The sequence below is a fragment of the Pantoea sp. S18 genome, assembly GCF_045689705.1.
GTDB lineage: Bacteria > Pseudomonadota > Gammaproteobacteria > Enterobacterales > Enterobacteriaceae > Pantoea > Pantoea symbiotica.
This window is the reverse complement of record NZ_CP142688.1, coordinates 1,141,805-1,167,919: the sequence shown is the minus strand read 5'-3', so window position 1 is coordinate 1,167,919 and position 26,115 is coordinate 1,141,805. Positions and strand designations below refer to the sequence as shown.

The window sequence follows — 26,115 nt, the reverse complement described above, 5'->3', positions numbered from 1 at the left end:
AAACAAATTTCAGGAAGGAATCTGTAAATGGGCAAAAAGGATTTTGTTATTACGGGCGGCAAGACGCCGGTATATAACCACTATCAACTGAGCATCCAGACGCTGAAAAGTCAGCGTCCCGATATCCTATTGTCGGTGCTGCGTTTTAGCGGTGAAGAGGCATTAAATACGCCGTGGAAGTACAGCATTGAACTCACCAGCGCTACACGCGATATTCCCGCCGATATTCTGATTAACAGCACTGCTCAGCTATTGTTTTATCCTGATGGCCAACCCTGGCAGTCAGTAGAACCTCGCATTTTGCGCGGTGTAGTGACCGCTTTCCAGCAGTGCGAGTCCTCTGCTGACGAAACACGTTATGTGGTAACGCTGGAATCGCGCCTTGCGCTGCTAAAAAACAGCCTGACTTATGCCGTTTACCAGCATAAAAGCGCACCGGGTGCGGTAGAGGATATCCTCAAACGCTGGGAATATTCCTCGCTGGATTATCACTTTCGCCTGAATACGCAGTATCCGATTCGCGATTTCTATATCTCATATGCGGAGAGCGATCTCGCCTTTATTGGGCGTCATCTTTCGCGCATTGGTGTCTTTTATTACTTCACCTGGGATGAAGAAAACCACCGTGATGTGCTGGTCCTCGGTGACAGCGCGCAGGCCTATGGTGCTGAGCAAAGCATCGTCTTTCGCCATCCGTCAGGGTTGTTTGATGGCGGCCAGGAATCACTCTGGGATATTTCAGTTAATCGCCAATCCGTTGCCGCCAGCACACGGCTTAATGATGAGGATTACCGCAATGCGCAAAATGACATGCAGGCGCAAGCGGAAACCGATCCTGATAAACCTGCGCTTACGGGAGAGCTATATCGCTACGGTGAAAACTATCAGTCGCAGGGCAAGGAGTACCAGGCTCTGCCGGAACAGGGACAGTGGTTTGTCAAACGCCGTCAGGAACGCCTGATAACCGAGCAGGTCATCTTTGACGGTTTGAGCAACGGCATGGATATCCGTCCGGGCATGGTGATCTCCCCACAGGGTAAAGAGTGGCCGGATGCGCCGGATGGCCTGCTGGTGGTGTCTACCTCATCAAACCGTATTTCGCGCGATACCGCCTATGTAATTCGCTTTACCGCCGTGCCCGTTCGCTCACAAAGCACTTATCGCCCACCGTTGAAAAGCTGGCCGCACATTGCAGGCACGCTGCTGGCTCGCGTCACCAGCCCGGTAGAAAATGCGCAATATGCAGAACTTGATGAACATGGCCGTTATCGGGTGCGCTTTCAGTTCGATCTGAACGAATCCTGGCAGTCTGGTTTTGAAAGCGTACCGGTGCGGCTGGCAAAGCCTTATGCAGGCAATGTCTATGGCTGGCACTTTCCGCTGATAGCCGGAACGCAGGTGATGATTGCCTTCACCAACGGCGATCCTGACAGGCCTTATATTCTCTGCTCGGTACATGACTCTCGTCATGAAGATCATGTCAATCTCTATAACTATCAACGCAATGTGCTGAGAACTCCGGCGAATAACAAACTCCGATTTGAGGATCGTCGTGGATATGAGCATGTCAAACTGTCGACGGAGTTTGGCGGTAAGAGCCAACTCTCACTCGGACATATCGTCGACAGTTCACGTAGCAAGCGCGGTGAAGGGTTTGAGCTGCGTACAGACAGCACCGGTACGCTGCGAGCCGGTAAGGGCCTTTTCCTGACGGCAGATGCGCAGACCTCTGCAACCGGACCGGTACTGGAAATGACATCGGCAGTAAGCCTGGTCAAAGGTGCGATCAGCCAGATGAGCGACTGGCAGTCGATTACTCAGTCTCACCATAATCTCCAGCCTGATGCCACGCATCTCAGAGCTTATCTGGCCGCCGTCGACCAGCTCAAATCCCCTGCCATGTTGCTGAGTGCACCGGAAGGGATTGGCGTTGTCAGCCCTAAAAGCATTCTGCTGAACTCAGGCAGCACTCTGCATCTGCAAAGCCAGACGGAAACCAGCATTGCCAGTGGCAAACGCATTCAGGTCAACGCCAGCCAGGCGATTTCTTTCTTGTCACAACAGGAAGGGATACGCATGGTATCGGGGCAAGGCCCGCTGACGGTGGAATCGCACGGCGATACCCTGGGACTGACGGCGATGAAAGATATCAGCGTGCAAACCGTTCAGGGTGAACTGCGCCTGACCGCGAAAAACGGCATTGTGCTGGGTTGCGGCGGCGCAACTATCAGGATTACGCCGCAGGGTGATATCCAAATTCATTCACCGGGTAAAACCAGCATCCGTGGCGTCCATGCCTGGAATTCTCCTGCCAGCGAAGAAACAACGCTGCCAGATCTGCCTAAATCCGTGTGCAAAGAGTGCCTGAAAAAGGCGCAGGAAGCCGCGCTTGCTTTCGCGCCAAGGGGATAACCATGACGGATATGAATAAGGGTGCAGGATGGTTGAAACAGGCCACCGCGCTTTGCACTGCTGCCGGACAGGATTATCTCGATGTGCTGGTTGATCAGGCTGGCACAGCACAACCGCTGCAGCAGGCACTGAACCAGATTAACCCGCCGTTATGCTGGTTCGAGCTTTTTGCGAATACGCCGGAAGCGGCAACCCCAGAGTATTCACCGCTGGTGATGCGATTGCATTTTAACGTCAGCAGCCACCAGCGCTGGCTGGAACAGCTGGTGGATCACTTCTCCACCACGCCGCGTTTGACCTTGCTGATATCGCCACTGGCATTCGACCTGCTGAGTAGCCATTTGCAGGCACTGTCACAGGTTCACTGGGAAGAGCAAACCGGTTTGCTGCGCTACTACGACAATCGCGTATTCCCCTCGTTACTTGAGCATGTCCTGACGCCAGAGCAGCAGGCGGCTTTCACCGATATTGCGCTGTTCTGGAGCTGGCGGGATCGAGATGACGAAGTGGTGTGGAAAACCGGTACCTGGAATCCGGGTCGTCAACTTGCTGATGCTCCAGAGATGAATCGTATCAACGATGCACAAGTTGAGCTGATGGGATGTATTAATGATGCCGAGATGTTGATGAAGGAGCAGGCAACTTCAACTCTTTCGCGAGAGGAACACTTTGCGCAATGCCTGGCAATTGCCATCAGAGCAAGCCGGGCGGGATATATAGGCGATCTACTGGACTACAAGGAATAAAGCGAATGAAGAAATGGATATTTAGTACGCTGAGCAAACAGTTAATCTGCGCAATTTTGTTTGTGCAGCTAGCTGGATGCGGGACATTGATGCGCGGAGAAAGTACCGAAGAAGTTTATCGCGGAGTTGATACCGATATACGCAATACCACTAATGCATTCATGTGGTTATTTACTGCTGGAATTTTACCAATTTTCTCAGTTATTTCGATGCCCTTTGATGCAGTGATCGATACACTTTTGTTGCCTGTCGATCTAGCCATGAGCAATTCGCCTAAAGTTTATAAACAACCCTCGGCAAATTATGTCCCAGTTTTTGCCGTCAATATGACGGGTCAACCAGACGTTGATTATACTATTCGAAAAAAAAGCACTGGAGAAATACTTACTCAATCCCGAAGTAGAGTTATTCCTCAGGCTGGTAGCGCATCAGGAAAACTTGATAAAGCATCCCTGATGACAAAGGATAATCCATCTATTCCCCCGGAATCTGTAACGATTAGCTGGGATGCTGGAACAAGGCTTCTACAAGCAGAGACGACGGATATCAGCGACTTCACTGAATCATATACTCCCGATGAATCTCTGCTTAAAGCCGTAAGTGTCATCGCAATATTTTTTCCTTGCAATCGAGTCATGCTGGTTAATTATGACTCTGAATTTTACAACTACGATTTCATTCATAAAAAAGCCATACAAGATGTTTTCCAGAAATTACAGTCATTATCCGAGCGTTCTCAGTGTTCTGCTTCAGGACAGATAACGTTAATGATGGAAGGAGCCTGGAAATGAAAAAGAAAGCATTCGATTGGTTGTATAAAGGATTGTTTTTTATCGTTGCTGCAATACTTTCAGGTTGCTCTCAGGCAAGCGTTGATGATGGCTATACCGCTGGAGACTTGAGCGGTATCAACCATATGGCTGATAGTGGTGTTAATTCGTTTTCGGTAAATGGATATGGAGGGGCGATGACTGGTAACACATGCTGCATCATGCTGCCTGAAAAATGGACACCTGAATTGAAAGCTCGGATTCAATGGGAAGTTGATCCTAATCCTAATGTAATTTTTCCTCCATTAGGAACTGATGAGTTCCGTAAAGCATATGAACAGCATAGAACAAAATATCAACAACACAGCGCCATCATTAATATTCCACAGTATGGCAAGGAGCGCTGTGGATTAACGGTGCACTTTCTGGCTTGTAATCAGGTGAAAGTGACAACCGCATGCTCTGGATACGGTACATCGGGCTACCCGATTAAAGATCCTCTTAACATGAAGGAGCCTGCGACATGTCCCGTGAAATGAATTTAGCACTGCCTTGTTTTGCACCACCGCTGTTCCCTGACAGTGGTCGCCTACTGCTTAGCGAAGCGCAGGTTAATGCCAATTATAAAAAACAGATTCACGAAGAAAATGATTATCGTGCCAGCCTGGCCGAAGAATCAGGTAAGAAAGGCATCATTCCATGCTGTCAGAGCCTACATATCAGCTTTTTTTTCGATGGTACGGGAAATAATGAAGAGAACGATACTCGCGTAGCAAAACCGTCTCATCCAACTAATATCGCCAAATTATTTCATGCTACATATGCCAAAACAGCAGAACCCGATGGATATTTCGCCTATTACATTCCAGGTGTTGGCACACCCTTCCCTAAAATTGGCGAAATGGATTACAGCAATGATGGTCTGGCTTTCGCCGCTGGCGGAGAGGATCGAATTAACTGGGCGATGCTGAGATTGGTGAATGCCTTGACTTATGCCACCACCAAAGGAGCCAAACGCCTTGATGATGGAGTAGCGAAGGGAATGCTGCCCAGCATGCAGGCTCGCGGAGCTTTTTCAGGTGAAGTGAACCGACGTAATGCGATCAACCCCTTGTTAAAGGCGTTGGAAAGTCAGGCAGCCCAAACTCAGCAGCCCCATCTTCTGGGTATTAAGTTGTTTATCTACGGTTTTTCTCGCGGAGCTGCTGAAGCGCGGACCTTTGTGAACTGGTTAACCCAGTTACCCGATCCCAAGCTAAAGAGTGATCACCTGAAACTTGCTGGTTTACCCATCAGTATTGAGTTTCTGGGATTACTGGATACGGTGGCGTCTGTTGGAGCAGCTCACATGATGCCGGGTGCTGCAGGTCATATGGGCTGGGCGGATAATAGTCAGCAATTACCTGATGAGCGTAAATTTCCTGGATTAATTAAATGTTGTCGGCATTTTGTTGCCGCACACGAACAGCGCTTATGTTTCCCTCTTGACTCTGTTCGTCGCCCTGATGGCAGTTACCCGGCCAACACTCAGGAGATCATTTATCCCGGGATGCACTCAGATGTTGGCGGCGGTTATCCTCCAGGGGATCAAGGGAAATCATGCAATGGCACTGGAGAATTATTATCGCAAATTGTTCTTCACGATATGTATGTTGCAGCATTTGAGGCGGGTGCACCATTAGCAGTTTTACCTAAAAGTATCTCTGCACTAATAAAGGACGTTTCACCATCAAGAGCTATGTCTCCTGAATCACAAGGAGAATTCGACTTCAGTAAAACGCTGGTCAGGCGCTTCAACATCTGGCGTCAAACCCTGCTCAACACCACTCTGCAAGGCAGCGAAGAGGCTGGAGATACATCGGAAGGTTATCGCGCCTATCAACTTTCTCAGACACTTGAAAGCGCGCTGATCGATCAGATTGGTTGGATCACCGCCTGGCGCATTGGTCGTTATGCTCACGGCAGCATGCTTCCTCAGGGGGATAAGTTTGCCAACAGTTTCTTTAATAAAGCACCCCAGCTAACTCCTGAAGGGCTTAAAAAAGAAGCAGAAGATCATAAAGCAGCGGTAAAAGCGCTTAACTCACGCCGAACAGAGGCCAAAAAGAGCCGCTTGCCGCTGGACGAAAGTTTGCAGGGTAAACCCGATTTAGATCCTACCAACTCACAATATCAGCTCCGCGAAGCTGCGCGTGAATTCCAGCACGACTACAAACTGTGGCGGCGAGACATCAATGGTGGCTTGATAGATAAAACTGCGCAGATCGTTCTGGATGTGATCCCCAAGCACGCCATCTTCCTGATCAACGGTGACGATGAAGACGCGGAATACGCGCAGATGAAAGCCGATGGCGATCGTCGTTATCCGCAATTGTTTATCGACAAGCTGGGCACCGGCATTCGTACTCAACCGCGTGCTGACTTGTTAGCCCTTTACGATGAACAAATTCACGATTCCCGCGCCTGGTTTATGCAAAGTGCATTGGGGGGACGTGAACCCTGGGGCGGTTATTTCCGCTATCGCATGCTTTACTGCGGCAACCAGACCAATAAGAACCTCCGCCTGATTTCCGTTGAAGGCAAAGTAATCAATGCCGCGCCAACCTCCAGTAACGTCATCTATTTTATCGAGCCGAAAACCGCTTATAACAATGTGACTTATAAAGTGAAGGATATGGCGACCGGTGTCGTTCAAACACTCACTCCACCAGAGGCAACCACCCAACCAGGCGCCATAGTTGCTCTGGCTCGCACCAGTGTAGTTAGCGAACAACACCAGGCCATGATGACCTCTACCATCGATATGCTGAAATCATCGGGAGCGCGAGTGGTATGACACTTAAAAAACTGGTGCGCGTGGGCGATACGCTCAAACCTTACGGTGGTGAAGTGCTCAGCGGGAGTTTTGACGCGTTTGGCAAGCCGGTGGCCTGCGTCAATGACAAAGCGAAATGCATCGAGCACGGCATGACCACCCTTATTCAGGGAGCAACCAACAGCACCGTAAACGGTAAAGCGGTGGCGCTCGATGGGCATAAATGCGCCTGTGGTTGCACGCTGGTCAGTTCCCTGCCGGATATGGATGTCTGCGGATGAATCAACCGCCGGTTTATGCCGATTACGCCACCATTTACCCGGCCCGCTGGCGGCGCTGGTGGGTTGCATTGCCCGTGCTGCTGTTTATATCGACGATGATCACCATGCTGTTGTGGCCGGAGGGAAAGCCGACCCGTTCGCCGCTTTTCTGGTTCTGCGCGCTGGTCTTGCCGCTGCTGTGCTGGTTTCTGGCGGTTACGCTGCGCTGGCTGGTATGGCTGCAATCTAGCGATAACAGCCGCACGCACTATGCAGAAACCTCGCTGGCGCTCGATGCCTGGTGGCGTCAGCGCAGTCAGGCCTTGCCGGTTGAAGCCGTGTTGCTGGTGACGCCAGTTGGAGACGACGCGTCGGAACATCTGGCGCTGTTGTCGCACCCTGCGGACTCTCCACAACCGGGCATCAACGCAGCAGGTTACGCGGAGTTGCGTTGCCCACTGGTGCTAAACAGCACGCGCAATCGCCCAGAAATGCTGGCGGTTTATCTCGCCACTCGCCTGGTGGCGCATGTGCATCAGTCAGGTGATACACGCCCAATCACGCATCTCTGCTGGCTCGGTGATGACCAAAGTCTGCTCGCTTTTCGCGAAACGCTACTGGCAGCGGGCATGACATTGCCAGATGAAACCATTCGACTCAGTGCAATTGATGGTGCAGACAGCGTTATCGATCTCCTCGCCAATACAGCTCCGACTTTGCTGCTGTGTGCCGGAAGCGGCGAAGGATTGTCTGATTGCACCCAGGTTGCCGGAGAAGCCGCCTTTGCCTGGCTCTGCTCGGCGCAGGGGACTGCGTTGATGCATCGTTCGGAGCGCTGGCAACCGGCGTTGGGTGAAACGGCCACTCTGGCCGTCGCACAGCTTTCCCGTTATGCCGGATTAAGCGATACGCCGGATATGGTGATCGCGGCGGATGCCCCCGCCATGGAAGCGTTGCTGGATGGCGGCTGGTCCGCGCTGGATCACGTACTTGCCCCGTGGCTCGGCCATGCCGGGCAAATAACACCGTTTATGTTACGGTCGCTGGCGCTTCTCTCGGCGCTCAACGGCCAGTCCTGCGGCTGGATCACCGCAGAAATGGAATCTCAATACATTACAGGAGTTTGTATTCCCCGTGGAAACCTCCCGCACTAATCCCCGGCACTCGTTGTTCTGGCTGGTTTGTGGCTATTTGCTTGCCGTAACCCTGCTGGTGCTGACTGGCGCAGGACTCTATTACTTCGCAGGCAGCAGCATTGACCTACCGGAAGCTCTGCCGCGCCAGATTGCTTTCTGGTCATTGATGGTCTGGCTGGCGCTGGTGTGGTTCTGTCCACTGTTTATTCTCGCCTGGCGCGGGCTGGTGCGACTCAATGCGCGTGAAGCAACAGGCGCAGCAGATTCGCAGAAACAGCGTCCTGCAGAATATCAGTGGGTGCAGGACATTATTACCCAGATGCGCTACCAGTATCGGTGGCGCTGGCGTAGTCGGGTGCGCATTCTGCTGGTGGTCGGCGATGAGCATCTGGTTGAACAGAGTATCCCAGGCCTGACAACTCAGCACTGGCTTGAGGGGCATAATACCTTGCTGCTCTGGCACGGCAGCCCGCAGGAAGATCCGCTACCCGCGCAGCTACGTGCGCTGCGTAAAATTCGCCGCCAGCTGGCAGATGCGGTGGTGTGGGTCGTGAAAGCCGAAGCGGAAATGACTCAGGATGTGCTGGATACCACGGCTCGCCAGATGCAGAAGCGTTACAGCCTGTTGGGCCAGGATATCCCGCTGTGGCTATGGGAAATTCACGCGCCATCTCTGCATAGCGCCATCGCGCAGGGGATCGGATTTACCATCGCGCAAGGTGATAGTGCGGACGATTACCGTCAGTCACTGGATGATCTTGAGCATCAGTTGGTTGAGCGCGGCATGCAGCAGACTGAGCGTAATCGCCAGCATAGTTTCTTACTGGAACTGGCGCACACGCTGCGCAGCGGTGGATCTGCTCGCCTGACACAAACCTTGTTGCAGCTCTCCACAGGCGCAAGAGCGCTGCCGTTGGCTGGAGTGGTACTCAGCCAGCCGGAGACCATCGGAAGCGCTTCATTGCGAAATGCCTGGCAGCCGGGAAAAGCCTGGCTGGATTTACTGGCGCTACGCTGGCGCAGGCCGGTCACCAACGGTGCTTCATGGCGGAAAACGTTGCTGACGATCTGCTCCTGCCTGCTGATTATGTGGATGGCCTGCCTGGTGTTTTCCTGGATTGCCAATATTCGCCTTATAAAGGCAGATCAGCAGCTTGCCGCAACCGCAACAGATTCCCGTCAGCCGCTGCAGCAGCAACTTTCAGCTTTGCGCGAGCTGCAAAAAGAGATCGAGCGTCTGCAGCATCGTCAGCAATATGGTGCGCCCTGGTATATGCGTTTTGGCCTCAGCCAGAATGACGCACTGTTGGATTCTATGTGGCAACAATGGCAGCAGGCGGCAATGCCGCTACTGCGTGATGCATCCGTCAAGCGCCTGACTACGCTGATGAGCGGCTGGCGCAACCTGCCGCCCGACAGCCTGCTGCGGGCCGATGATGCGAAAAACATGTATGACCTGCTTAAGGCGTACCTGATGCTGGCGCATCCCGAACAATCCGATCCGGCGTTTTTCAGCACCACGCTAATGAAGGTCTGGCAAGTGCGTGATGGCATTCAGGACGCAAGCTGGCGCAATAATGGCGGCGCAATGCTGGCCTTTATGATGACGAATCTGCCTGCGCACCCAGAGTGGCAGTTACAACCGGATATGCGACTGGTCAGCAGTATGCGCTCAGCGCTGCTGCGTCAGATTGGTGCCAGCAATGCGGAAACTTCGCGCTATCAGAAACTCATCGAGCAGGTGTCCCGTGATTATGCTGATATGACGCTCAGTGAGATGGTCAGCGGCACCGACAGCAGCAGGTTGTTCAATACCGATGAAACCGTGCCTGGCGTCTTTACCCGCAAAGCGTGGGAAGAGGCAGTACAACCTGCGATTGAGCAAGCGGCTAAAGTGCGGCGCGATGAAATCGACTGGGTGCTGAGTGATAACAAAACTGCCAGCAACAATGATCTCTCTCCGGAAACGCTGCAAGCGCGGCTGACAGATCGCTATTTCTCCGATTACGCCGGAGCCTGGCTGAAATTTCTCAACAGCCTGCAATGGCAGCGGGCGGAGAGCCTGTCGGAATCGATTGAACAGTTAACCCTGCTGGCCGATATACGCCAGTCACCTCTGATTGCACTGATGAACACGCTGAATGTTCAGGGCCGGACAGGGCAAACTGGCGGTAATCTTACCGATTCGCTGGTGAGCTCTGCAAAGAATCTGCTCAGCAGTGACAAAACCCACGCCATCGCCAGACCGCAAGGTGCAAGTGGCCCAATGGATGACGCTTTTGGCCCCTTGCTGGCGCTGACCGATACCGACGCAGCGGCTAAAGATAGCCTCAGCCTGCCAACATTCCTGACACGTATCACCCGTGTTCGTCTGCGACTGCAGCAGGTAACCAACGCGCCGGATCCGCAGGCCATGATGCAGTCGTTAGCACTGACGGTGTTTCAGGGCAAAGCCGTTGATCTCACTGACACCCGCGATTACGGCAGTTTGATTGCTGCCAGCCTCGGACAGGAGTGGAGCGGGTTTGGTCAGGCGGTATTTGTCGAACCGATGGTTCAGGCGTGGGAGCAGGTGCTCAGCCCCACCGCTGAGAGCATCAACAGCCAGTGGCAGAACGATGTTGTAACGCCGTGGGATCAATCGTTTGCCGACCGCTACCCGTTTGCTAACCGACAAAGCGATGTCTCCTTACCGCATTTAGCGCAGTTTATGCGTACCGACACCGGACGTATCGCGCAGTTCGTCAACAGTCGCCTCGGTGGCCTGCTGCGGCTCGAAGGCGATCGCTGGGTGCCGGATGCCATGAACAGCCAGGGACTGACGTTCGATCCTGCTTTTCTCAGCGCGCTTAATAAACTGACGCACATCGCGAACACCGCATTTGTCCGGGGAGATGTTGAGCTGCATTTCCAGATGATGGCAAAACCTTCCCGCGACATAGTGGAATCGGAGCTGACGGTAGATCGCCAGAAGCTGCAATATTTTAACCAGGAAGAGAGTTGGCAAACGCTGAACTGGCCTGACAACCGCTGGCAACCGCAAACCACGCTGACCTGGCGCAGCACCCATACCGGAACCCGCATTTATGCCGATCACCCTGGAAGCTGGGGCCTGATCCGCCTGCTGGATAAAGCCCGTATCACCGATCTGGGCAGCAACATCTACCGTGTTGTCTGGCCGACGCCGGACGGGCTGGCGCTTAACTACCAGATTCGCACAGAACTTGGCAGTGGTCCGCTGGCGCTTCTCGAGTTGCGTGGATTCCGCCTGCCTGCACGGATATTCATTTCCGATTCGCAGAAGGAAGTTGCGTATCAGGGAGGTGAACAATGAGGGTTCGTTTCGCCCATATGTTGTTGATTTGCCTATCGGCAATGTTGCTGAGCAGTTGTGGAGCCTGGCAAAAAACCAAACAGGGAACCGCGAGCATTGCAGATGCCGTGTTTTATCGCCAGGTCAACACCCTGCACCTGACCTTCACTGCACGTACAGCGATTAATCAGGACGATGCCCAGCAGTCGATGCCCTTGCGCCTGATTATTTTGCAGCTCAGCACGCGTCAAAGTTTCGATAACGCCGAATACAGCAGCCTGCTGGCACAGCCAGATTTGGTGCTGAAAGAGAGTCTGGTGGCGCAGCGGCAGCTCAGCGTCATGCCGGGACAAAGCGTCAGCCTGGATATGCCAATGGAGAAGCAGGCGCAGTTTATCGCAGTCGTGGGCTTGTTCCGCCAGCCGGACCGGGAGCGCGGCACTTGGAAACGGGTGCTGAGCCGTGAGGAGCTTGATCCGGATTCTCCACGCACGATTGAAGTAAGGGATAACACCCTGAATTTGGAATTATTGAAGTAACTATTCAATTTAACGGCAGGAGCCACAAAGTGACGCTATACGATATAAAACCGAAGTTTCAGAATTTATTAAGACCGCTGGTCGTCAGGTTACATGCGCAGAGTATCACCGCGAACCAGGTAACGTTGTTTGCCATGCTCACCTCTGTGGTGCTTGGCGCATTGTTGATGTGTTTCTCCGATCCACGCTTTTTTATCACCCTGCCCGTTTTCCTGTTTTTCCGCATGGCGTTAAACGCCATTGATGGCATGTTAGCTAGGGAATTCAATCAGCAATCCACCCTCGGGGCGATCCTCAACGAGGTGGGTGACATCATCTCCGACGCCGCACTCTACCTCGCTTTTGCGTTTGTTACAGGCATCTCTCCCTGGTGGGTTGTGCTGGTCGTGCTACTTTCCTGGCTGAGCGAATTTTGCGGTGTGATGTGCCAGACGCTGAACGGCATCCGTAGCTACCGTGGTCCGTTGGGCAAAAGTGACCGCGCATTTATCTTTGGTGCTCTCGGCCTGGTGATTGCGCTGTGGCCGCAGTATATCGTTTACGCTGACGCAGTGTTTGCCATCGCCGCCCTGTTATTGTGCTGGACCAGCCTGAATCGCTGCAGCAATGCAATGGAGGCGAAAAATGGCTGATTCCAGACACGTGCTTTATTACTGCCTGGGCGGCATCTTCGCGGTTCTTATTCTGGCGACGCTAATTATTTTTGTGCTGAGAAAGTGCCGCCCGCAACGCAACTGGCTGGAATTGCAGCAGCGCATTAATAGCTGGTGGGTCATTATCTGCCTGTTCTCGTTAGCAATGCTCTCGCCAAAGTGGCTGGCGCTGACCTTTTTCGGCTTCATCAGCTTCCTGTCGTTAAAAGAGTATCTGACGCTAGCACCCACGCGGCGTTCTGACAGTATGCCGCTGCTGTGGATGTATGCCGCGATCCCGGTGCAATATCTCTGGACCGGCATGGCCTGGTACGGCATGTTCATCATTTTTATCCCGGTTTACGTCTTCCTTTTCCTGCCGGCTCGCATGGTGATTGCCGGTGATACCAAAGGTTTTCTGCACTCTGCATCGGTGATGCACTGGGGCATGATGACCACCGTGTTCGCTCTGAGCCACGTTGCCTACCTGATGACCTTACCCGGTGCTGATGCCAGCGCCGGTGCGCTACTGGTGTTCTTCCTCGTTGCGCTGACTGAGCTGAATGATATTGCCCAGTATCTGTGGGGAAAATCGCTGGGCAGGATTCGGGTAACGCCCAAAGTCAGCCCGAATAAGACGCTGGCCGGTCTGCTGGGTGGCATCTTTACCACCATGCTGCTGGCAGTGATTCTTGGCCCACTGCTGACACCGATGAATTATCTCCACTCGCTGGGTGCTGGGTTGATTATTGGTGCAAGCGGCTTTTGCGGCGATGTTGTGATGTCGGCGATCAAGCGTGACTTTGGTGTGAAGGATTCCGGCAAATTGCTGCCCGGACACGGTGGCATTTTGGATCGACTCGATTCACTCATCTACACCGCGCCGCTGTTCTTCCACTTCTATTACTACTTCTACGTGTAGGAGGCGCACATGAACCGAATGCTGCGCTGGATCTTTACCCTTTGCATCGCTTATCCGGTGGTGTGGATCTGGCTGGGTGTCGCCGTTGCCAACCGCAAGAAGCTACCGAAAACAGGCCCGGCGATCATTGTGGCGAACCACAACAGCCATCTGGATGTACTGACGCTGTTCACATTGTTCCCCCTCTCGACACTGGTGAATGTACAGCCGGTTGCTGCGGCTGATTACTTCCTGAAAAACAAAGTGGTGGGTTGGTTTGCGCTCAAGGTGATTGGCATCATCCCGGTATATCGCGGGGCGCATCAGGCTAATCCGTTGCAGGCCTGCGTCGATGCACTGGCGGAAAAGAAAATCGTGATTATTTTCCCGGAAGGCACGCGCGGCGAGCCGGGGAAACTGTCAGAAATTAAATCTGGCCTGTGGCATCTCAGCCAGCAGTGCCCGGATGTGCCCATCATTCCGGTCTATATGCACGGACTGGATCGCTCAATGGGTAAAGGTCAGAAAATACCGGTGCCGTTCTTTATCGATATTTATATCGACGATCCGCTGCGTTATCAGGACAACAAGGCCGAATTTAAAAGCGCGTTATTAAATCGTTTTGTCGAATTACAACAGCAAGCCATAAGGAAATCATCATGAGCCAGGAAGGACGTTTATTTCAGGAAGGATCTTTTTCAACCAGCGACGGTGAATCTCTCTATTTTCGCCACTGGCCCGCGCAGGATGCGCAGAGCAAAAAAGTGATTGTGCTATTTCATCGCGGGCATGAGCACTCAGGTCGTTTGCAGCATGTTGTCGATGAGTTGCTGATGCCGGATGCCCATTTTTACGCCTGGGATGCGCGTGGACACGGACATTCGCCGGGAGAGCGAGGTTACAGTCCAAGCCTGGCTCGCTCAGTGCAGGACGTCGATGAATTTGTTCGCTTTGTCGCTGAACAAGCAAAGGTGAGCATTGAAGATATTGTTGTGATTGCGCAAAGCGTCGGCGCGGTGCTGGTTGCTACCTGGGTGCATGATTATGCGCCTAAAATCCGCGGCATGGTGCTGGCATCTCCAGCGTTTAAGGTGAAGCTGTATGTGCCTTTCGCACGCGCGGGTTTAGGTTTGCTGCAACGTATTCGCGGTCTGTTTTACGTGAACTCTTACGTCAAAGGGAAATTTCTCAGCCACGACCCAGAGCGCATTAGCAGCTTTGAGCAGGATAAACTCATCACCCGTCAGATTGCGGTGAATATTCTGCTGGACCTGTATAAAACAGCGGAGCGCATTGTTTCTGATTCTGCCGCCATCACCGTGCCAACACAGCTGCTGATTTCCGGCGATGATTTTGTGGTGCACATCAAACCGCAGAAAAAATTCTATCAGGGCCTGCGTAGCGCCATTAAAGAGCAGCATATTCTGCCAGGTTTTTATCACGACACGCTGGGTGAAAAGGATCGCCAGCTTGCTTTCGATAAAATGAAGCCGTTTATCGAACAGCTTTACCACGCTGCACCTTACACCTTCGATTACAGCCATGAAGATCAGTGGAGTCCGGGTGCTGATGCGTACCGTGAGTTGCAGGTACCACCTAAGCGCTGCTCACTACAAGGCATGTCCTACGCTTCACTGAGTTTTGGCATGAAAACCATTGGTCGGCTGTCTAAAGGCATGCGCTTGGGATATGAAACCGGCTTTGACTCTGGCAGTACGCTGGATTATGTCTACCGCAACACGCCTGAAGGCACCGGCATTGTTGGCCGTATCATCGACAGGCAGTACCTCAACAGCATTGGCTGGCGCGGCATTCGCATGCGCAAAGAAAATATCCAGCAGGTGATTGCGCAGGCCGTAGCAAAACTGCAAGAGCACAATTTGCCGATTCGCGTGGTCGATATTGCCGCCGGACATGGCCGCTACGTTCTTGATGCGCTGGAGAAACAGCCGGGAATTGAGAGCATCTTGCTGCGCGATTACAGCGATCTGAATGTGGAAAAAGGCCAGGCGATGATTGAAGCGCGTCAATTAGGCCACCTCGCGCAGTTTAAAAAAGGCAATGCCTTTGATTATGACTCGCTAGCCACACTCGCGCCTGCGCCAACGCTGGGCATTGTCTCCGGCCTGTATGAACTGTTCCCGAGCAACCAATTAATCAAAACATCGTTGGCCGGGTTGGCAGCAGCAATTCCGCCGGGCGGCGTGCTGGTTTATACCGGGCAACCGTGGCATCCGCAGTTGAAAACCATTGCATGGACCTTAACCAGCCATCAGAACGGCATTCCCTGGCTGATGCGCGTACGCAGCCAGAAAGAGATGGATACGCTGGTCGAAGAAGCTGGATTTGAGAAGTGCCATCAGCTGATCGATGAGTTTGGAATCTTTACCGTGTCGCTGGCGGTAAGAAAATAGCATGACTGAATCGTTGATGACACAACGCTCTTTTCGCCCCTGGAAACAGGGGCTTTGCTGGCTGATGTTGCTGGGGCCACTGTTTTTTCTCAGCTACGGGCAGGTGAATACCTTCACCGCGACCCGCGATGATGTGGGCAGCCTGGTGTTTGCCTGGGAACGTTCGATCCCATTTATTCCCTGGACTATCGTGCCTTACTGGAGCATCGACCTGCTTTACGGTATTTCACTGTTCATCTGCACTTCAAGACAGGAACTGATGCGTCACGGCTATCGCCTGCTTGCAGCATCGCTGGTGGCGTGTGCAGCGTTTTTACTTTTCCCGCTGAAGTTTACCTTCACGCGCCCGGAAACCCAGGGTGCTTTTGGCTGGTTGTTCCGCCAGCTTGAACAGTTTGATTTACCCTATAACCAGGCCCCTTCGCTGCACATTATTCTGACCTGGCTGCTCTGGCTGCGCTTTCGCCAGCATCTAAATCGCAATGAGAGAATCGTTGCGGCCAGTTGGTTCCTGCTAATAGCTATCTCCGTACTGACCACCTGGCAGCACCATTTTATCGATGTAATTAGCGGGATTGTGGTCGCGGTCATCATCAGCTACCTGATTCCGATTAGAGGGGTATGGCGCTGGCAGCGGCCAACTCTGCACGCGCGACGTCTTGCTGGCAAATATTGCCTGGGTGGAATGCTGTTTTTACTGGCTGGAGCCGCGATTCCCTGTGGTTACTTGCTGTTGTGGCCTGCCATGGCGCTGCTGGCAGTGGCTGCGGGCTATACCGGATTGGGCGTGACGGTATTCCAGAAAAGCAGTAGCGGCAACTTATCTCTCTCCGCACGCCTGCTGCTTTTACCCTATCTGATAGGCGCGAGGATTTCCCGCCGCTGGTTTTCCCGGCACACAGCGCAAAGTAATGAGATTGCCTCTGGCGTATCGCTGGGCAGGTTTCCGGACAAGGTTGAGCAAGATTTGGCAGTTTTTGATCTGACCGCAGAATTACACAAAGGCAACCGGAACGCACAGAGATGGCAGGCCTATCCGCTAATGGATCTGCTGGTGCCCGACATTGAGCATTTGCGCACTGCGGTAAGACAGCTCCAGCAACTGCACCGGGAAAGTGACAAGGTGTTGGTTTGCTGCGCGCTGGGTTTATCGCGCAGTGCCACGGTGGTTGCGGCGTGGCTGCTGGCGGAAGGACATGCAGCTTCTGTCGTTCAAGCCGTTGAACTCATCCATTCCCGACGCCCGCAGATTGTTCTCACCCCTGCACACATTGAAATCCTGGAAGCCTTCAGCAAGGAACAGCTATGTCAGACATCATGATGACCAACCGAATTGTGCAAATTCATCTGGCAAGCTGGCGCTACTTTGCCGCGCTGACACTGCCACCGTTGGCGCTGATACTCAGCCTTATCTACTCCGCGCTGAGTCTGCCGTTAATGTTGTTGTTCTTCATCACACACTACTACTGCTGGCGTTTATGGCTTGATGAACGGCTCTTCGCTTTGCTCAATAACGAAGACGACCTTGCTGAGTTTGACCGGGGCATGGCGCAGCTGTGGCCGAAAAAATTTTCCCGCCCGCGTTCTCTGGTAGATCGCCTGCACGGAACAAGAGTCATGTTTTACCGGGCAATGATCTCACTGCTGGTGCTGTGGTTGGTTTCAATCTGCTCAGTGATTTATCTGGCACTCACGCTGGTTGAGTAGGTGAACCATGAACGATCATGATTTTCTAAAATATTTCGACAGCGAAATGCGTTATCTGAAGGCGGCGGCGCAGGAGTTTGCGGAGCAGTATCCGGAGGCGGGACGGCGACTGGGCGTAGACGGCAAATCTCTGAAGATAGATGACTCGGTCGAACAGCTGTTTCAGGGCTTCTCGCTGATGATGGCGCAGATGCGTCGCAAGATTGATGACGATATTCCTGAGCTAACAGAGCCGCTGCTCGGGCATCTGCTGCCCGTGGTGAACCGCACGCTGCCATCGATGTCTGTGGTGGAACTTACGCCTGATATGGTTGCTCAGGTACGTGATGCGATGCTGCCGGAAGGCACAACGCTGCTGACCCGACCGATGGATATTACTGGCCTGCGCTGCCCTTATCGCACTACCGATGCGCTGAAATTGCATCCGCTGACGCTGGGCGAGATAACGGCGCCCTTCCATCCTGATGGACACCAGATGATCTCCCTGCGGTTTTCACTCAGCCCTCAGGCAGATCCGAGCCAAATCGATCTCAGCGATATCCCGCTCTACATCCACGGAGATCGCCCGGTGCAGTCGCTGATGTATCAAGCCCTAACCAACCATATTGAAAGAATTACTGTTCGCCAGCCGCAGAGCGTTAACTGTGATCCTAAACCCTTTAGTGGCGACATCCGCGCCCGCTGGCAGCAGCACTGGCACTCGGTCTGGCCGGAAAGCGATAGCCCAGCCTTGTGCGGCGAAGTGCGCCCACTGCTGGAATATTTCAGTTTCCCGGCTCGCTACGCCTTCTTTACTCTATCGGGGCTCAACACGCTTCTCTTCAACGAAAGCTGCCGCGAGGTGATTCTCGATATTCACCTTAGTCAGCCACTTCCGCGTGATATTTCCCTGCCGGCGGACGCGCTGCGCATTCACTGCGTGCCGGTGATTAACCTGTTTACGCTGAACGCCGAGCCGCTGAAGGTGAAGCCTGCAGTGCTCGATTATCGTCTGCGCCCGCACCGCCTGCGCGATCAGCACACTGAGATTTACAGTGTTGATGAAGTTGCCGCCAGCGAAACACTGGATAAGCGGCGTTATGTGCCGTATCGGCACTTCCGGCAAAAAGGTGGCATGTTGCAACGCAAAGAGTCCTGGCCAGAGCGATATTTCCATACGCGTGTCTGGCGGGGTGTTAGCGGTCTTTATGAAACCTTGCTGATGCTAGGCGGCGATGAAAGCGAGACCGATCGGGCCGAGGATGATGCCACGCTATTTATGAACATCACCTGCACCAATGGTAACTATCCGCGCATGGCGCTGGAGAAAGCCGTATTTGATGGAAGCGCGGTCACCGGCAACCTGACGTTGCAGTGCACAACGCGTCATCCCCCTTCTATGCCTTATTACCCGCCAACCACGCAATTATTTCAGTGGCATGTGATGTCGCTGCTGCATCCGCGCGCCCTGAGCCAGATGATTAACGATGCTGCGAGCCTCCGAGCCGTGCTGGCGCTGTTTGACTGGAGCAATGACGATAACAACCGCCGTCGCATCAGCGGTATTCGCCACGTCAGCTGGCGTCAGGACTATAACTCCTCGTATCACTGGCACGGGGTGCGTATTCGCGTGGCGCTCGATGAAACCCAGTTCAGCGGCACCGGCGATGCCCGCCTGTTCTGCGAGCTGCTGGAGCAGTTCCTGACGCAGTACGCCAGCGTTGTGCGCTTTACCCAGTTGACGGTGCTGCTGACCGCTTCGGGCACCGAGTGGGCCTGGCCGGAGCGACGCATTGACAGGGTGCTGATGTGAGCGAAGAAAACAAAAAACCGTTCTGGCTGGACAATAACGGCAATGACCAGACGGCGCGGTATAACTTTTACCGCTTCTGCCAGTTGCTTGAACAGACGACCGGCAGCCGTCTTGGCACGGGCCGCACGCCAGAGAGCGATCCGGTGCGCTTTCGTCCCAATCCGCATCTGGGCTTTCCCGCTGGAGAGTTGAAACGCACAGAAAGTGACGCCGATAATCCGTATGCGATACCGACGGTAAGAACTAACTTCTTCGGCTTGTACGGCGTCGATTCGCCGCTGCCCACCAGCATCATTGATGATATTAACCAAGGGCGTGACGGAGCTGATGCAATGGCGGCGTTTCTGGATATTTTCAATCATCGTCTGATGACGCAGTTTTATCGCATTTGGCGCAAATACAGCTATCCGGCTACCTTTGAGCCGGGCGGTACCGATACGGTTTCGCAAAGCCTGATGGCGCTAACCGGCATCGCCCACAGCGGCGATCAGCCGTCATCACGCCTGCTGGCGATACTGAAACCGTTGCTGCATACCACGCACACTGCTGAAGGCATCGCTGCGGTTATACGAAGCCAGGCACCGAACACCAAAGTTGAGGTTTTCGCGCACCATCCAGTAAGGATGCCGGTGGCAAAACGCGCCCAGCTTTCAATGTCCAGCGGCATGACGCTTGATCATAATCCGATCCTGGGCGATGCAACCCACGTGGCTGATTACTGCTCACGGGTTGAGCTTTCAACAGACGATCCTGATGAGGCAAAGGGTTGGATGCCCGGCGGGCAACTCAGGCAGGATGTGATGGCGCTACTGCGAACGTACCTAGGCTGTGACTATGATTTGCGATTTTGGTTAACGATTCCCACACGATTGCTGCCAATGCCGCGGCTGGGCGATGCCGGGATGTTTAATGGATACAATATGATGCTGGGGTTGAGGGAGGATAATCTGAGTGCGATGCCGGAAACGGTGCGCATCAAAGTAGGGAAGCTGCGAGGGGAAAATGCCCAAGTAGCTTTTTGAACATTGACTATTTATATATAAATTTGCAACTAAAAGCACCCTATCATAATTAGGAAGGCAAAAAGAGCTATTAGATTTTTGTGTAAAAATCGTTTTAAATAACATTGTGGTAAAAAATGTTTATTCTTATCGGATGCTATATCTACATTCTTTTACTAACACCACAGACTTAATTGATGATTTTAAATTCCGGAAAAAATAATGCCTATTGTGCCTAAAACCACTTTCTTCTACGAACTAACTTCCCATCGCCAAGACTGTAACCTCCAGAGTGAATAGCTAACCAGAACAATATGGTCAACACACTCGGATGAATTATTATTTTACAAAGCAGTTTACGCATACTCCCCACAAGAGAAACTCCCTCATTATGATCTGATGTAAAAAAGAAGTGCTGGTAATCACCTAATCTTCTACGTAAATAACCGGACATCTCAAGCTTTGCATATTCTATCGAGTTGCAGTTCCATAACATCCCCCAGCGTCGCTGCCACTTATCATTGAATAGCCAATTGTAAGTCAAATGGGATGTTAATGAATTGAAATGCGATATTTTATGGCCATCTGTCATAGTTAACTGGCAATCGATGAATTGGATTTCATCAATAGTGAAGAAAATACCGCGCTCACTCGATTCTATTAAGTCATCTTGGGGAATCTGTTCCAGAGTAACAACAAGAACGTTTTCATCAATATTTTTCAGCTCAATTTTCTGTTGATACCGAATCCCACTTCCTCTGGCCTCAAAAAAGAGAACAGCTTCCTTAATTGGAGTTTTCAAGGAACGAAAAGCCACCTTAGACTTTATTTTTTCATGGTCAGCGGGATTTGAAAGTCTCAGTGAATATTCAAGATGATCATCTAAACTCTCCCAGTATGATCCCAGACGCTGTAGTTTCTGTTTGTCTTCGTGAGATTTTTTGTAGGTGTTATATAACCAAAATCGGGTTAGTTTCTCCCACCCCCATTTAATTACTTTTCCAATTAATCCCCAAGGTGTAGGAATACTCATAATTGCCTCCAGCATTATCAGGTGGATAATGTAATCATTAAGCTCTGAGGAGCTACTGAAACTAATTAATTTTTAGATTGCAAGATCCAAAGGCAAATCCGATATATCTTTTAATCGCTTACCATTAACCATTACAGCAAGCATATCAGCGGCATCATGCAAACCGAGAAGCTTTACTGCAGCCTGAAGTTCATAAAGAGCAAAGTGATAGACACAATCAATATCACCTGTACCAAGGGCTATTGAGGCAAGTCTGCTTGGGGTTGGTTCAGCAGTTACGACCATGATGTGTGGAAGTGTCCCCTTACGGTTTCGCATAAGATTAAGAGCTTCAGATCGTGCGTTCTGAGCCCGATCGCTTCTTATCGTCCATTTGCAGGAAATACTCGCGTGTAGTAACGGTTTACCGCCATTTGATTCGCGTAGTCCTGACATCAGAGTGACAGAATCATTCACGATCATTTCTGGCTTGTTAATGACGCTGTCATGCTCAGGCTGACGAGCGACAATAATATCGGGTGAAATGGTATAGTCACTTCCTAACGCAGCTGCAAGTTGTGCATCATTCTTAGCTGCGCTATCGAGGGCTATGAGGTGAGAATATTGTTCATACTTGGCTATTTCAAGGCGATTCCGACCAGATACTTGTTGAACATTCCATCTACCTGGCCGTAGGTGGCCAAGTTTCAGAAATGTTTTTTCAACGAACTGAGCGCAGATGCTTTCGAACTGATTACCTGAGGTTTGCCCGGCAATCCTCTCGCCTATAGTTTCAGCCTGCAGCAAACGGGCAATTTCGCGTGCTATTGCTTTACTGTTGTTATTACTGCTATCAGCATTACTTACCACACCTGCAGCGTTGATAGTCAATGTATTCAAAAGAAGCTGTGCGTGAAATTCTTTGCGAGCTTCAGCGAAAGCAACAGTACCAATTTCGTTATGTTCGTCCATAAACCTCTAACCTTCTATGCAGCGTCTTTTTTCTTAACCGTCACCGCATCATCTTTCTTTGCCCGCATTACATCAAGTGCGTAAGCAGCGATTTTTTCGGCGAATAATGGTGGAACCGCATTGCCAATCTGACGTGCGACTTCCGTTTTAGAACCATGAAAAATGAAATCATCGGGGAATGACATCAGTCTAGCGGCTTCTCGGTGAGTAATAGGGCGATGCTGTTCAGGATGAAGATAACGCCCCTTCTCTGGCTTGAAGAACTCTGTACGTATAGTTACTGAGGGTCTTTCCCACCAAAGACGACCAAACAAATCTGTTCCGCCTGATGTTTTTTTGATCCAACATGCAGGGGTTAAGTCAGGTCGATTCTTCTGTAAGTCGAAACGATTCCCACCTAGGGGCACCGCCTGGTAGCGTTGTTTGGAAATCTCAGTTGGACTGCGACCAAAATGAAGATTCATGGGTGGCAATTCATCTCGGATCTCAGTACCAATAGGATCAGGTAAATCTCCAATCGCCTCTTGAGTTGAAATCCAGACAGGCAGCTCGCCAGACTTCTCGGGTGATCGATGAGAAGGGGCCGGAGGAAATGCGGGTACGTTGTCCATCTCAAAAAGCTCTCGTTTGATACCGATAGCTATAGTTCTTTTCCTGGTCTGAGGCACACCATAGTCAGCAGTGTTAAGTACCTTTGGGTCAAGAAGCACAAAGCCCATAGATTCAGCTCTAGCAGCAATATCGACAAACTCATCGCTTTTAAGCAGGCCTGGGACATTTTCCATTACGAACATGGACGCGCCAGAACGCTGAATGATGTCCATGTAGGGCTCCCAAAGCGCTCTACGGTGATCGCCTTCCCTGTTCTTGTTAAGGAGGCTAAATCCCTGGCATGGTGGCCCTCCGATTACGATATCGGCAGACGGAATCTCATTGGAAGCAATCCATTCATCGATATTGGCTTGGATACCATGTGAATCGAAGTTTGCGTTATAGGTCTTAATCGCAGCAGCATCGTTATCAATGGCCAAAATGCTTTCAAAATGAGCTGACATCTCGCCATGACAAAACCCAGTGGAGAGCCCACCAGCACCACAGAAAAGATCTATCACCTTGAATTTATTGCTCATAATACCGCATCGCTTAGTTATGATGACTATAATTAGCCATAATTTATCATATGTTTATGCTGTACAAAAACCCATACCTACTTCTCTTTAAGTTTAGGATGACGCTCATCAAATGCTAGGACGTTTTGTAGTGGCATGGATTTACCCGGTAGACAGCAAGTCAGGCAGAGCAATTGACGTTGCCCTGAATGACACAGCCGAAGTCGTTCTATGCAAACAGATCGAGTGGCATTACAACTAAGTATTTGTTCACACCGAATAAGCGAAGAGAAGTGACGGAACCACAACAGCAACCGTGCGCAAAACGTGAGTGGATTCCAATACAGCCTTGAGAGCTGCTTTAAAGCGAGCGGGCATTGATGATTTCAGCTTTCATGACCTTTGCCATATATGGGCGAGCTGGCTTATTCAGGCTGTCGTGCCATTGTCGGCATTACAGGAAATGGGCGGCTGGGAGAGTACAGAAATGGTACAGCGCTATGCTCACCTGGCACCGAAGCATTTAACAGAACATGCGAGGCAAAATGACGCGATTTTTGGCAGTCGTGCCCCAAATCTGTCCCATGGGGAAAATTTGAAAGCGGGAGGAGAGTGATAACTCGTTGATTTGTATTGGTACGCCCTACAGGATTCGAACCTGTGACCTACGGCTTAGAAGGCCGGTGCTCTATCCAACTGAGCTAAGGGCGCATAGTGATTGGGTCGGATTATACGTCCAGCGGCTCGCGCGTCAACGTTTTTGCCCTTCAAGAGCAGCGGAGTGCTGCCAGATTAACCAAAACCCCTTAATGCCGTTTGCGCCACTCGCTCATCGACACCAGATTCCCGCCCTGCTCCGTTTCGCCTTCCAGCTCAATCCCTTGCTGTGTGAAGTGCGCATTGTACTGCTCGCGCAGCGCATGCAGTTCCTGGCTGTCCGGCTCCAGCTGGCGCAAGAAACCCAACGCCAGCAACAACTGCTGACGTGTAATCAACGCTGAAAACCCAGCCCGGCTCAAAATGCCATGCCAGCGCTGAATATTTTCGTCGCTGCCATCGACAATCAGCACCTGCCAAATCAGCAGCACCGCCGCGCCATTGTGCAGATGCGTGTCGTTAGCGCCCGCGATGTAATCGGTGAACTCCTTTGCCGCCTCTTTGCCCATCAGCGACAACATCGATTCGATATGCACCGGCGGCAGTTGCAACCGTTTATTGAGCGCCTGCACCGCATGGCGCGAGCTGGCCGTCAGCAGCTGAAAACCTACCACGAACACCACCGCCAGCGTGGCGAGAATTAACCAAATCATCACGTCATCCATCTCATTCACTGCCGGGCATCATAAGCGCTAACGCGGGCGGGCGCCACGGCGAAAAATCGGGAAAGCGGCGTTGATGGCGAATCTCTACCTGACAGCCGCACGCGCTTCTGACAGAATAGGCGCCATCCCCGATCTAACCCTCTACAGATGGATTTCCTCTCTGATGGCAGCAAAAATTATTGACGGTAAAACGATTGCGCAGCAGGTGCGCCTTGAGGTTGCCGAAAAAGTACAGCAGCGTCTGGCGGCCGGTAAACGTGCGCCCGGTTTGGCAGTTGTGCTGGTGGGTGAAAACCCGGCTTCGCAGATCTATGTCGCCAGCAAACGTCGTGCTTGTGATGAAGTGGGCTTCATCTCCCGCTCATACGATTTGCCCGCCACCACCAGCGAAGCCGAGCTGCTGGAGCTGATTGATACGCTCAACAACGACAACGATATCGACGGCATTCTGGTGCAGCTGCCGCTGCCAGCCGGCATCGATAACGTCAAAGTGCTGGAGCGCATCGTGCCGGACAAAGACGTGGATGGTTTCCATCCGTACAACGTCGGTCGTCTGTGCCAGCGCGCGCCGAAGCTGCGCCCGTGTACGCCGCGCGGCATCGTTACCTTGCTGGAGCGCTACAATATCGATACTTACGGCCTGAACGCCGTGGTGGTTGGCGCATCGAATATCGTAGGCCGCCCGATGAGCATGGAACTGCTGCTCGCCGGTTGCACCACCACCGTGACGCACCGTTTCACCAAAGATTTGCGTCATCACGTTGAGCACGCCGATCTGCTGGTGGTGGCGGTCGGCAAGCCGGGCTTTATTCCGGGCGACTGGATCAAGCCGGGCGCTGTAGTCATTGATGTAGGTATCAACCGTCTCGACAGCGGCAAAGTGGTCGGCGATGTGGAGTTCGAAGCGGCTTCTGAGCGCGCCTCGTACATCACGCCGGTTCCAGGCGGCGTCGGTCCAATGACGGTTGCTACACTGATCCAAAACACGCTGACAGCGTGTGAAGAATTTCACGACATTGAGGAGGCATAATGGCCAGTTTTTCTCTCGGTAAACATGCCCACGTTGATTTGTGCGACCTGCTGAAACTCGAAGGTTGGGTGCAAAGCGGTGCGCAGGCGAAAGCCGTAATCGCGGAAGGCGAAGTGCGCGTAGATGGCGCAGTTGAAACGCGTAAGCGCTGCAAGATTGTTGAAGGCCAGAAGGTTGAGTTTGCTGGTTTTAAGATTACGGTTGTAGCGTAGTCATCCGGAAGGTCGCCATG

At 52.2% G+C, this 26,115-nt stretch carries 23 protein-coding genes, 1 tRNA gene and 1 pseudogene; 20 read left to right on the top strand and 5 right to left on the bottom strand.

All coding sequences use genetic code 11. The annotated features are described in order from the left end of the window. The first annotated feature begins 27 nt into the window (after positions 1-27). The 17 genes from VIJ98_RS05205 to tssG are packed head-to-tail and all read left to right on the top strand — an operon-like array spanning position 28 to position 20,459. A complete protein-coding gene (locus VIJ98_RS05205; RefSeq protein ID WP_323272604.1) occupies positions 28-2,412 on the top strand; it encodes a type VI secretion system tip protein VgrG in 2,385 nt (794 codons plus the stop codon). Between the two features lie 2 nt (positions 2,413-2,414). Further along, positions 2,415-3,158, top strand: a complete 744-nt coding sequence (locus VIJ98_RS05200; protein WP_323272602.1) for a DUF4123 domain-containing protein — start codon at positions 2,415-2,417, stop codon at positions 3,156-3,158. Between the two features lie 5 nt (positions 3,159-3,163). Next, the gene (locus tag VIJ98_RS05195; protein ID WP_323272600.1) at positions 3,164-3,949 is read left to right on the top strand and encodes a YceK/YidQ family lipoprotein; all 786 of its coding nucleotides are present in this window, start codon (positions 3,164-3,166) and stop codon (positions 3,947-3,949) included. Continuing rightward, entirely contained in the window at positions 3,946-4,467 is a 522-nt protein-coding gene (locus tag VIJ98_RS05190) for a DUF3304 domain-containing protein (RefSeq protein ID WP_323272599.1), read from the top strand. Before VIJ98_RS05195 ends, VIJ98_RS05190 begins: the two co-directional genes overlap by 4 nt. After that, positions 4,452-6,764: a DUF2235 domain-containing protein gene (locus VIJ98_RS05185; protein ID WP_323272597.1), complete on the top strand. Its 2,313-nt coding sequence runs from the start codon at positions 4,452-4,454 to the stop codon at positions 6,762-6,764. The genes VIJ98_RS05190 and VIJ98_RS05185 overlap by 16 nt, the downstream gene beginning before the upstream one ends. Continuing rightward, on the top strand, positions 6,761-7,024 hold the full coding sequence (locus VIJ98_RS05180; protein ID WP_323272595.1) for a PAAR domain-containing protein: 264 nt from the start codon (positions 6,761-6,763) through the stop codon (positions 7,022-7,024). The genes VIJ98_RS05185 and VIJ98_RS05180 overlap by 4 nt, the downstream gene beginning before the upstream one ends. Then, positions 7,021-8,157, top strand: coding sequence for a hypothetical protein (locus VIJ98_RS05175; protein WP_323272593.1), 1,137 nt, complete (start codon positions 7,021-7,023; stop codon positions 8,155-8,157). Before VIJ98_RS05180 ends, VIJ98_RS05175 begins: the two co-directional genes overlap by 4 nt. Further along, complete coding sequence (locus VIJ98_RS05170) at positions 8,138-11,473, top strand: ImcF-related family protein (protein ID WP_323272591.1); 3,336 nt, start codon at positions 8,138-8,140, stop codon at positions 11,471-11,473. The genes VIJ98_RS05175 and VIJ98_RS05170 overlap by 20 nt, the downstream gene beginning before the upstream one ends. Continuing rightward, the gene (tssJ, locus tag VIJ98_RS05165) at positions 11,470-11,991 is read left to right on the top strand and encodes a type VI secretion system lipoprotein TssJ (RefSeq protein WP_323272589.1); all 522 of its coding nucleotides are present in this window, start codon (positions 11,470-11,472) and stop codon (positions 11,989-11,991) included. Before VIJ98_RS05170 ends, tssJ begins: the two co-directional genes overlap by 4 nt. Before the next feature lie 29 nt (positions 11,992-12,020). Next, complete coding sequence (locus tag VIJ98_RS05160) at positions 12,021-12,623, top strand: CDP-alcohol phosphatidyltransferase family protein (protein ID WP_323272587.1); 603 nt, start codon at positions 12,021-12,023, stop codon at positions 12,621-12,623. After that, positions 12,616-13,545, top strand: coding sequence for a phosphatidate cytidylyltransferase (locus VIJ98_RS05155; RefSeq protein WP_323272585.1), 930 nt, complete (start codon positions 12,616-12,618; stop codon positions 13,543-13,545). The genes VIJ98_RS05160 and VIJ98_RS05155 overlap by 8 nt, the downstream gene beginning before the upstream one ends. A 9-nt stretch (positions 13,546-13,554) precedes the next feature. Then, positions 13,555-14,187 (top strand): lysophospholipid acyltransferase family protein, encoded by a 633-nt coding sequence (locus tag VIJ98_RS05150; protein WP_008103789.1) that lies wholly within the window; start codon positions 13,555-13,557, stop codon positions 14,185-14,187. Beyond that, positions 14,184-15,938 carry a bifunctional alpha/beta hydrolase/class I SAM-dependent methyltransferase gene (locus tag VIJ98_RS05145; RefSeq protein ID WP_323272583.1) on the top strand — a complete coding sequence of 585 codons (1,755 nt, stop codon included), beginning with the start codon at positions 14,184-14,186 and terminating at the stop codon, positions 15,936-15,938. Before VIJ98_RS05150 ends, VIJ98_RS05145 begins: the two co-directional genes overlap by 4 nt. Before the next feature lies 1 nt (position 15,939). Further along, on the top strand, positions 15,940-17,259 hold the full coding sequence (locus tag VIJ98_RS05140) for a phosphatase PAP2/dual specificity phosphatase family protein (protein WP_323272581.1): 1,320 nt from the start codon (positions 15,940-15,942) through the stop codon (positions 17,257-17,259). Further along, positions 17,244-17,645 (top strand): hypothetical protein, encoded by a 402-nt coding sequence (locus VIJ98_RS05135; RefSeq protein WP_323272579.1) that lies wholly within the window; start codon positions 17,244-17,246, stop codon positions 17,643-17,645. The genes VIJ98_RS05140 and VIJ98_RS05135 overlap by 16 nt, the downstream gene beginning before the upstream one ends. 7 nt (positions 17,646-17,652) lie before the next feature. Further along, positions 17,653-19,437 carry a type VI secretion system baseplate subunit TssF gene (tssF, locus tag VIJ98_RS05130; protein WP_323272577.1) on the top strand — a complete coding sequence of 595 codons (1,785 nt, stop codon included), beginning with the start codon at positions 17,653-17,655 and terminating at the stop codon, positions 19,435-19,437. Next, complete coding sequence (gene tssG / locus VIJ98_RS05125; protein WP_323272575.1) at positions 19,434-20,459, top strand: type VI secretion system baseplate subunit TssG; 1,026 nt, start codon at positions 19,434-19,436, stop codon at positions 20,457-20,459. The genes tssF and tssG overlap by 4 nt, the downstream gene beginning before the upstream one ends. Positions 20,460-20,673: 214 nt before the next feature. Here the strand turns inward: tssG and VIJ98_RS05120 are convergent, their stop codons facing one another. The 3 genes from VIJ98_RS05120 to VIJ98_RS05110 form a co-directional block, all read right to left on the bottom strand. After that, positions 20,674-21,471: a hypothetical protein gene (locus tag VIJ98_RS05120; RefSeq protein WP_323272573.1), complete on the bottom strand. Its 798-nt coding sequence runs from the start codon at positions 21,469-21,471 to the stop codon at positions 20,674-20,676. Positions 21,472-21,543: 72 nt separating this feature from the next. Beyond that, positions 21,544-22,422: an NgoMIV family type II restriction endonuclease gene (locus VIJ98_RS05115; protein WP_323272571.1), complete on the bottom strand. Its 879-nt coding sequence runs from the start codon at positions 22,420-22,422 to the stop codon at positions 21,544-21,546. Between the two features lie 14 nt (positions 22,423-22,436). Then, the gene (locus tag VIJ98_RS05110) at positions 22,437-23,552 is read right to left on the bottom strand and encodes a DNA cytosine methyltransferase (RefSeq protein ID WP_323272569.1); all 1,116 of its coding nucleotides are present in this window, start codon (positions 23,550-23,552) and stop codon (positions 22,437-22,439) included. Positions 23,553-23,682: 130 nt separating this feature from the next. Here VIJ98_RS05110 and VIJ98_RS05105 point away from each other — a divergent pair. Beyond that, a pseudogene (locus tag VIJ98_RS05105) lies at positions 23,683-24,147 on the top strand (site-specific integrase); the annotation flags it as partial. Between the two features lie 18 nt (positions 24,148-24,165). On the opposite strand, the gene VIJ98_RS05100 reads toward VIJ98_RS05105, so the two are convergent. Together VIJ98_RS05100 and VIJ98_RS05095 are read right to left on the bottom strand one after the other, a co-directional pair. Continuing rightward, positions 24,166-24,242: transfer RNA gene (locus VIJ98_RS05100), tRNA-Arg, on the bottom strand. Between the two features lie 95 nt (positions 24,243-24,337). Further along, positions 24,338-24,841, bottom strand: coding sequence for a DUF1198 family protein (locus tag VIJ98_RS05095; RefSeq protein ID WP_323272567.1), 504 nt, complete (start codon positions 24,839-24,841; stop codon positions 24,338-24,340). 175 nt (positions 24,842-25,016) lie between these two features. On the opposite strand from VIJ98_RS05095, the gene folD reads away from it, so the two are divergent. Together folD and ybcJ are read left to right on the top strand one after the other, a co-directional pair. After that, positions 25,017-25,883, top strand: coding sequence for a bifunctional methylenetetrahydrofolate dehydrogenase/methenyltetrahydrofolate cyclohydrolase FolD (gene folD / locus VIJ98_RS05090; protein ID WP_061717422.1), 867 nt, complete (start codon positions 25,017-25,019; stop codon positions 25,881-25,883). After that, entirely contained in the window at positions 25,883-26,095 is a 213-nt protein-coding gene (gene ybcJ / locus VIJ98_RS05085) for a ribosome-associated protein YbcJ (RefSeq protein WP_007890771.1), read from the top strand. The genes folD and ybcJ overlap by 1 nt, the downstream gene beginning before the upstream one ends. The last annotated feature ends 20 nt before the right edge of the window (positions 26,096-26,115 follow it).

Bases quoted from the DNA above. Each gene is read 5' to 3' on its own strand.
- VIJ98_RS05095 (WP_323272567.1), bottom strand. From the start codon at position 24,841: ATGATTTGGTTAATTCTCGCCACGCTGGCGGTGGTGTTCGTGGTAGGT.
- tssJ (WP_323272589.1), top strand. From the start codon at position 11,470: ATGAGGGTTCGTTTCGCCCATATGTTGTTGATTTGCCTATCGGCAATG.
- VIJ98_RS05195 (WP_323272600.1), top strand. From the start codon at position 3,164: ATGAAGAAATGGATATTTAGTACGCTGAGCAAACAGTTAATCTGCGCA.
- VIJ98_RS05190 (WP_323272599.1), top strand. From the start codon at position 3,946: ATGAAAAAGAAAGCATTCGATTGGTTGTATAAAGGATTGTTTTTTATC.
- VIJ98_RS05110 (WP_323272569.1), bottom strand. From the start codon at position 23,552: ATGAGCAATAAATTCAAGGTGATAGATCTTTTCTGTGGTGCTGGTGGG.
- folD (WP_061717422.1), top strand. From the start codon at position 25,017: ATGGCAGCAAAAATTATTGACGGTAAAACGATTGCGCAGCAGGTGCGC.
- VIJ98_RS05145 (WP_323272583.1), top strand. From the start codon at position 14,184: ATGAGCCAGGAAGGACGTTTATTTCAGGAAGGATCTTTTTCAACCAGC.
- VIJ98_RS05140 (WP_323272581.1), top strand. From the start codon at position 15,940: ATGACTGAATCGTTGATGACACAACGCTCTTTTCGCCCCTGGAAACAG.
- VIJ98_RS05200 (WP_323272602.1), top strand. From the start codon at position 2,415: ATGACGGATATGAATAAGGGTGCAGGATGGTTGAAACAGGCCACCGCG.
- ybcJ (WP_007890771.1), top strand. From the start codon at position 25,883: ATGGCCAGTTTTTCTCTCGGTAAACATGCCCACGTTGATTTGTGCGAC.
- tssF (WP_323272577.1), top strand. From the start codon at position 17,653: ATGAACGATCATGATTTTCTAAAATATTTCGACAGCGAAATGCGTTAT.
- VIJ98_RS05155 (WP_323272585.1), top strand. From the start codon at position 12,616: ATGGCTGATTCCAGACACGTGCTTTATTACTGCCTGGGCGGCATCTTC.
- VIJ98_RS05115 (WP_323272571.1), bottom strand. From the start codon at position 22,422: ATGGACGAACATAACGAAATTGGTACTGTTGCTTTCGCTGAAGCTCGC.
- VIJ98_RS05150 (WP_008103789.1), top strand. From the start codon at position 13,555: ATGAACCGAATGCTGCGCTGGATCTTTACCCTTTGCATCGCTTATCCG.
- VIJ98_RS05175 (WP_323272593.1), top strand. From the start codon at position 7,021: ATGAATCAACCGCCGGTTTATGCCGATTACGCCACCATTTACCCGGCC.
- VIJ98_RS05205 (WP_323272604.1), top strand. From the start codon at position 28: ATGGGCAAAAAGGATTTTGTTATTACGGGCGGCAAGACGCCGGTATAT.
- VIJ98_RS05185 (WP_323272597.1), top strand. From the start codon at position 4,452: ATGTCCCGTGAAATGAATTTAGCACTGCCTTGTTTTGCACCACCGCTG.
- VIJ98_RS05120 (WP_323272573.1), bottom strand. From the start codon at position 21,471: ATGAGTATTCCTACACCTTGGGGATTAATTGGAAAAGTAATTAAATGG.
- VIJ98_RS05180 (WP_323272595.1), top strand. From the start codon at position 6,761: ATGACACTTAAAAAACTGGTGCGCGTGGGCGATACGCTCAAACCTTAC.
- VIJ98_RS05135 (WP_323272579.1), top strand. From the start codon at position 17,244: ATGTCAGACATCATGATGACCAACCGAATTGTGCAAATTCATCTGGCA.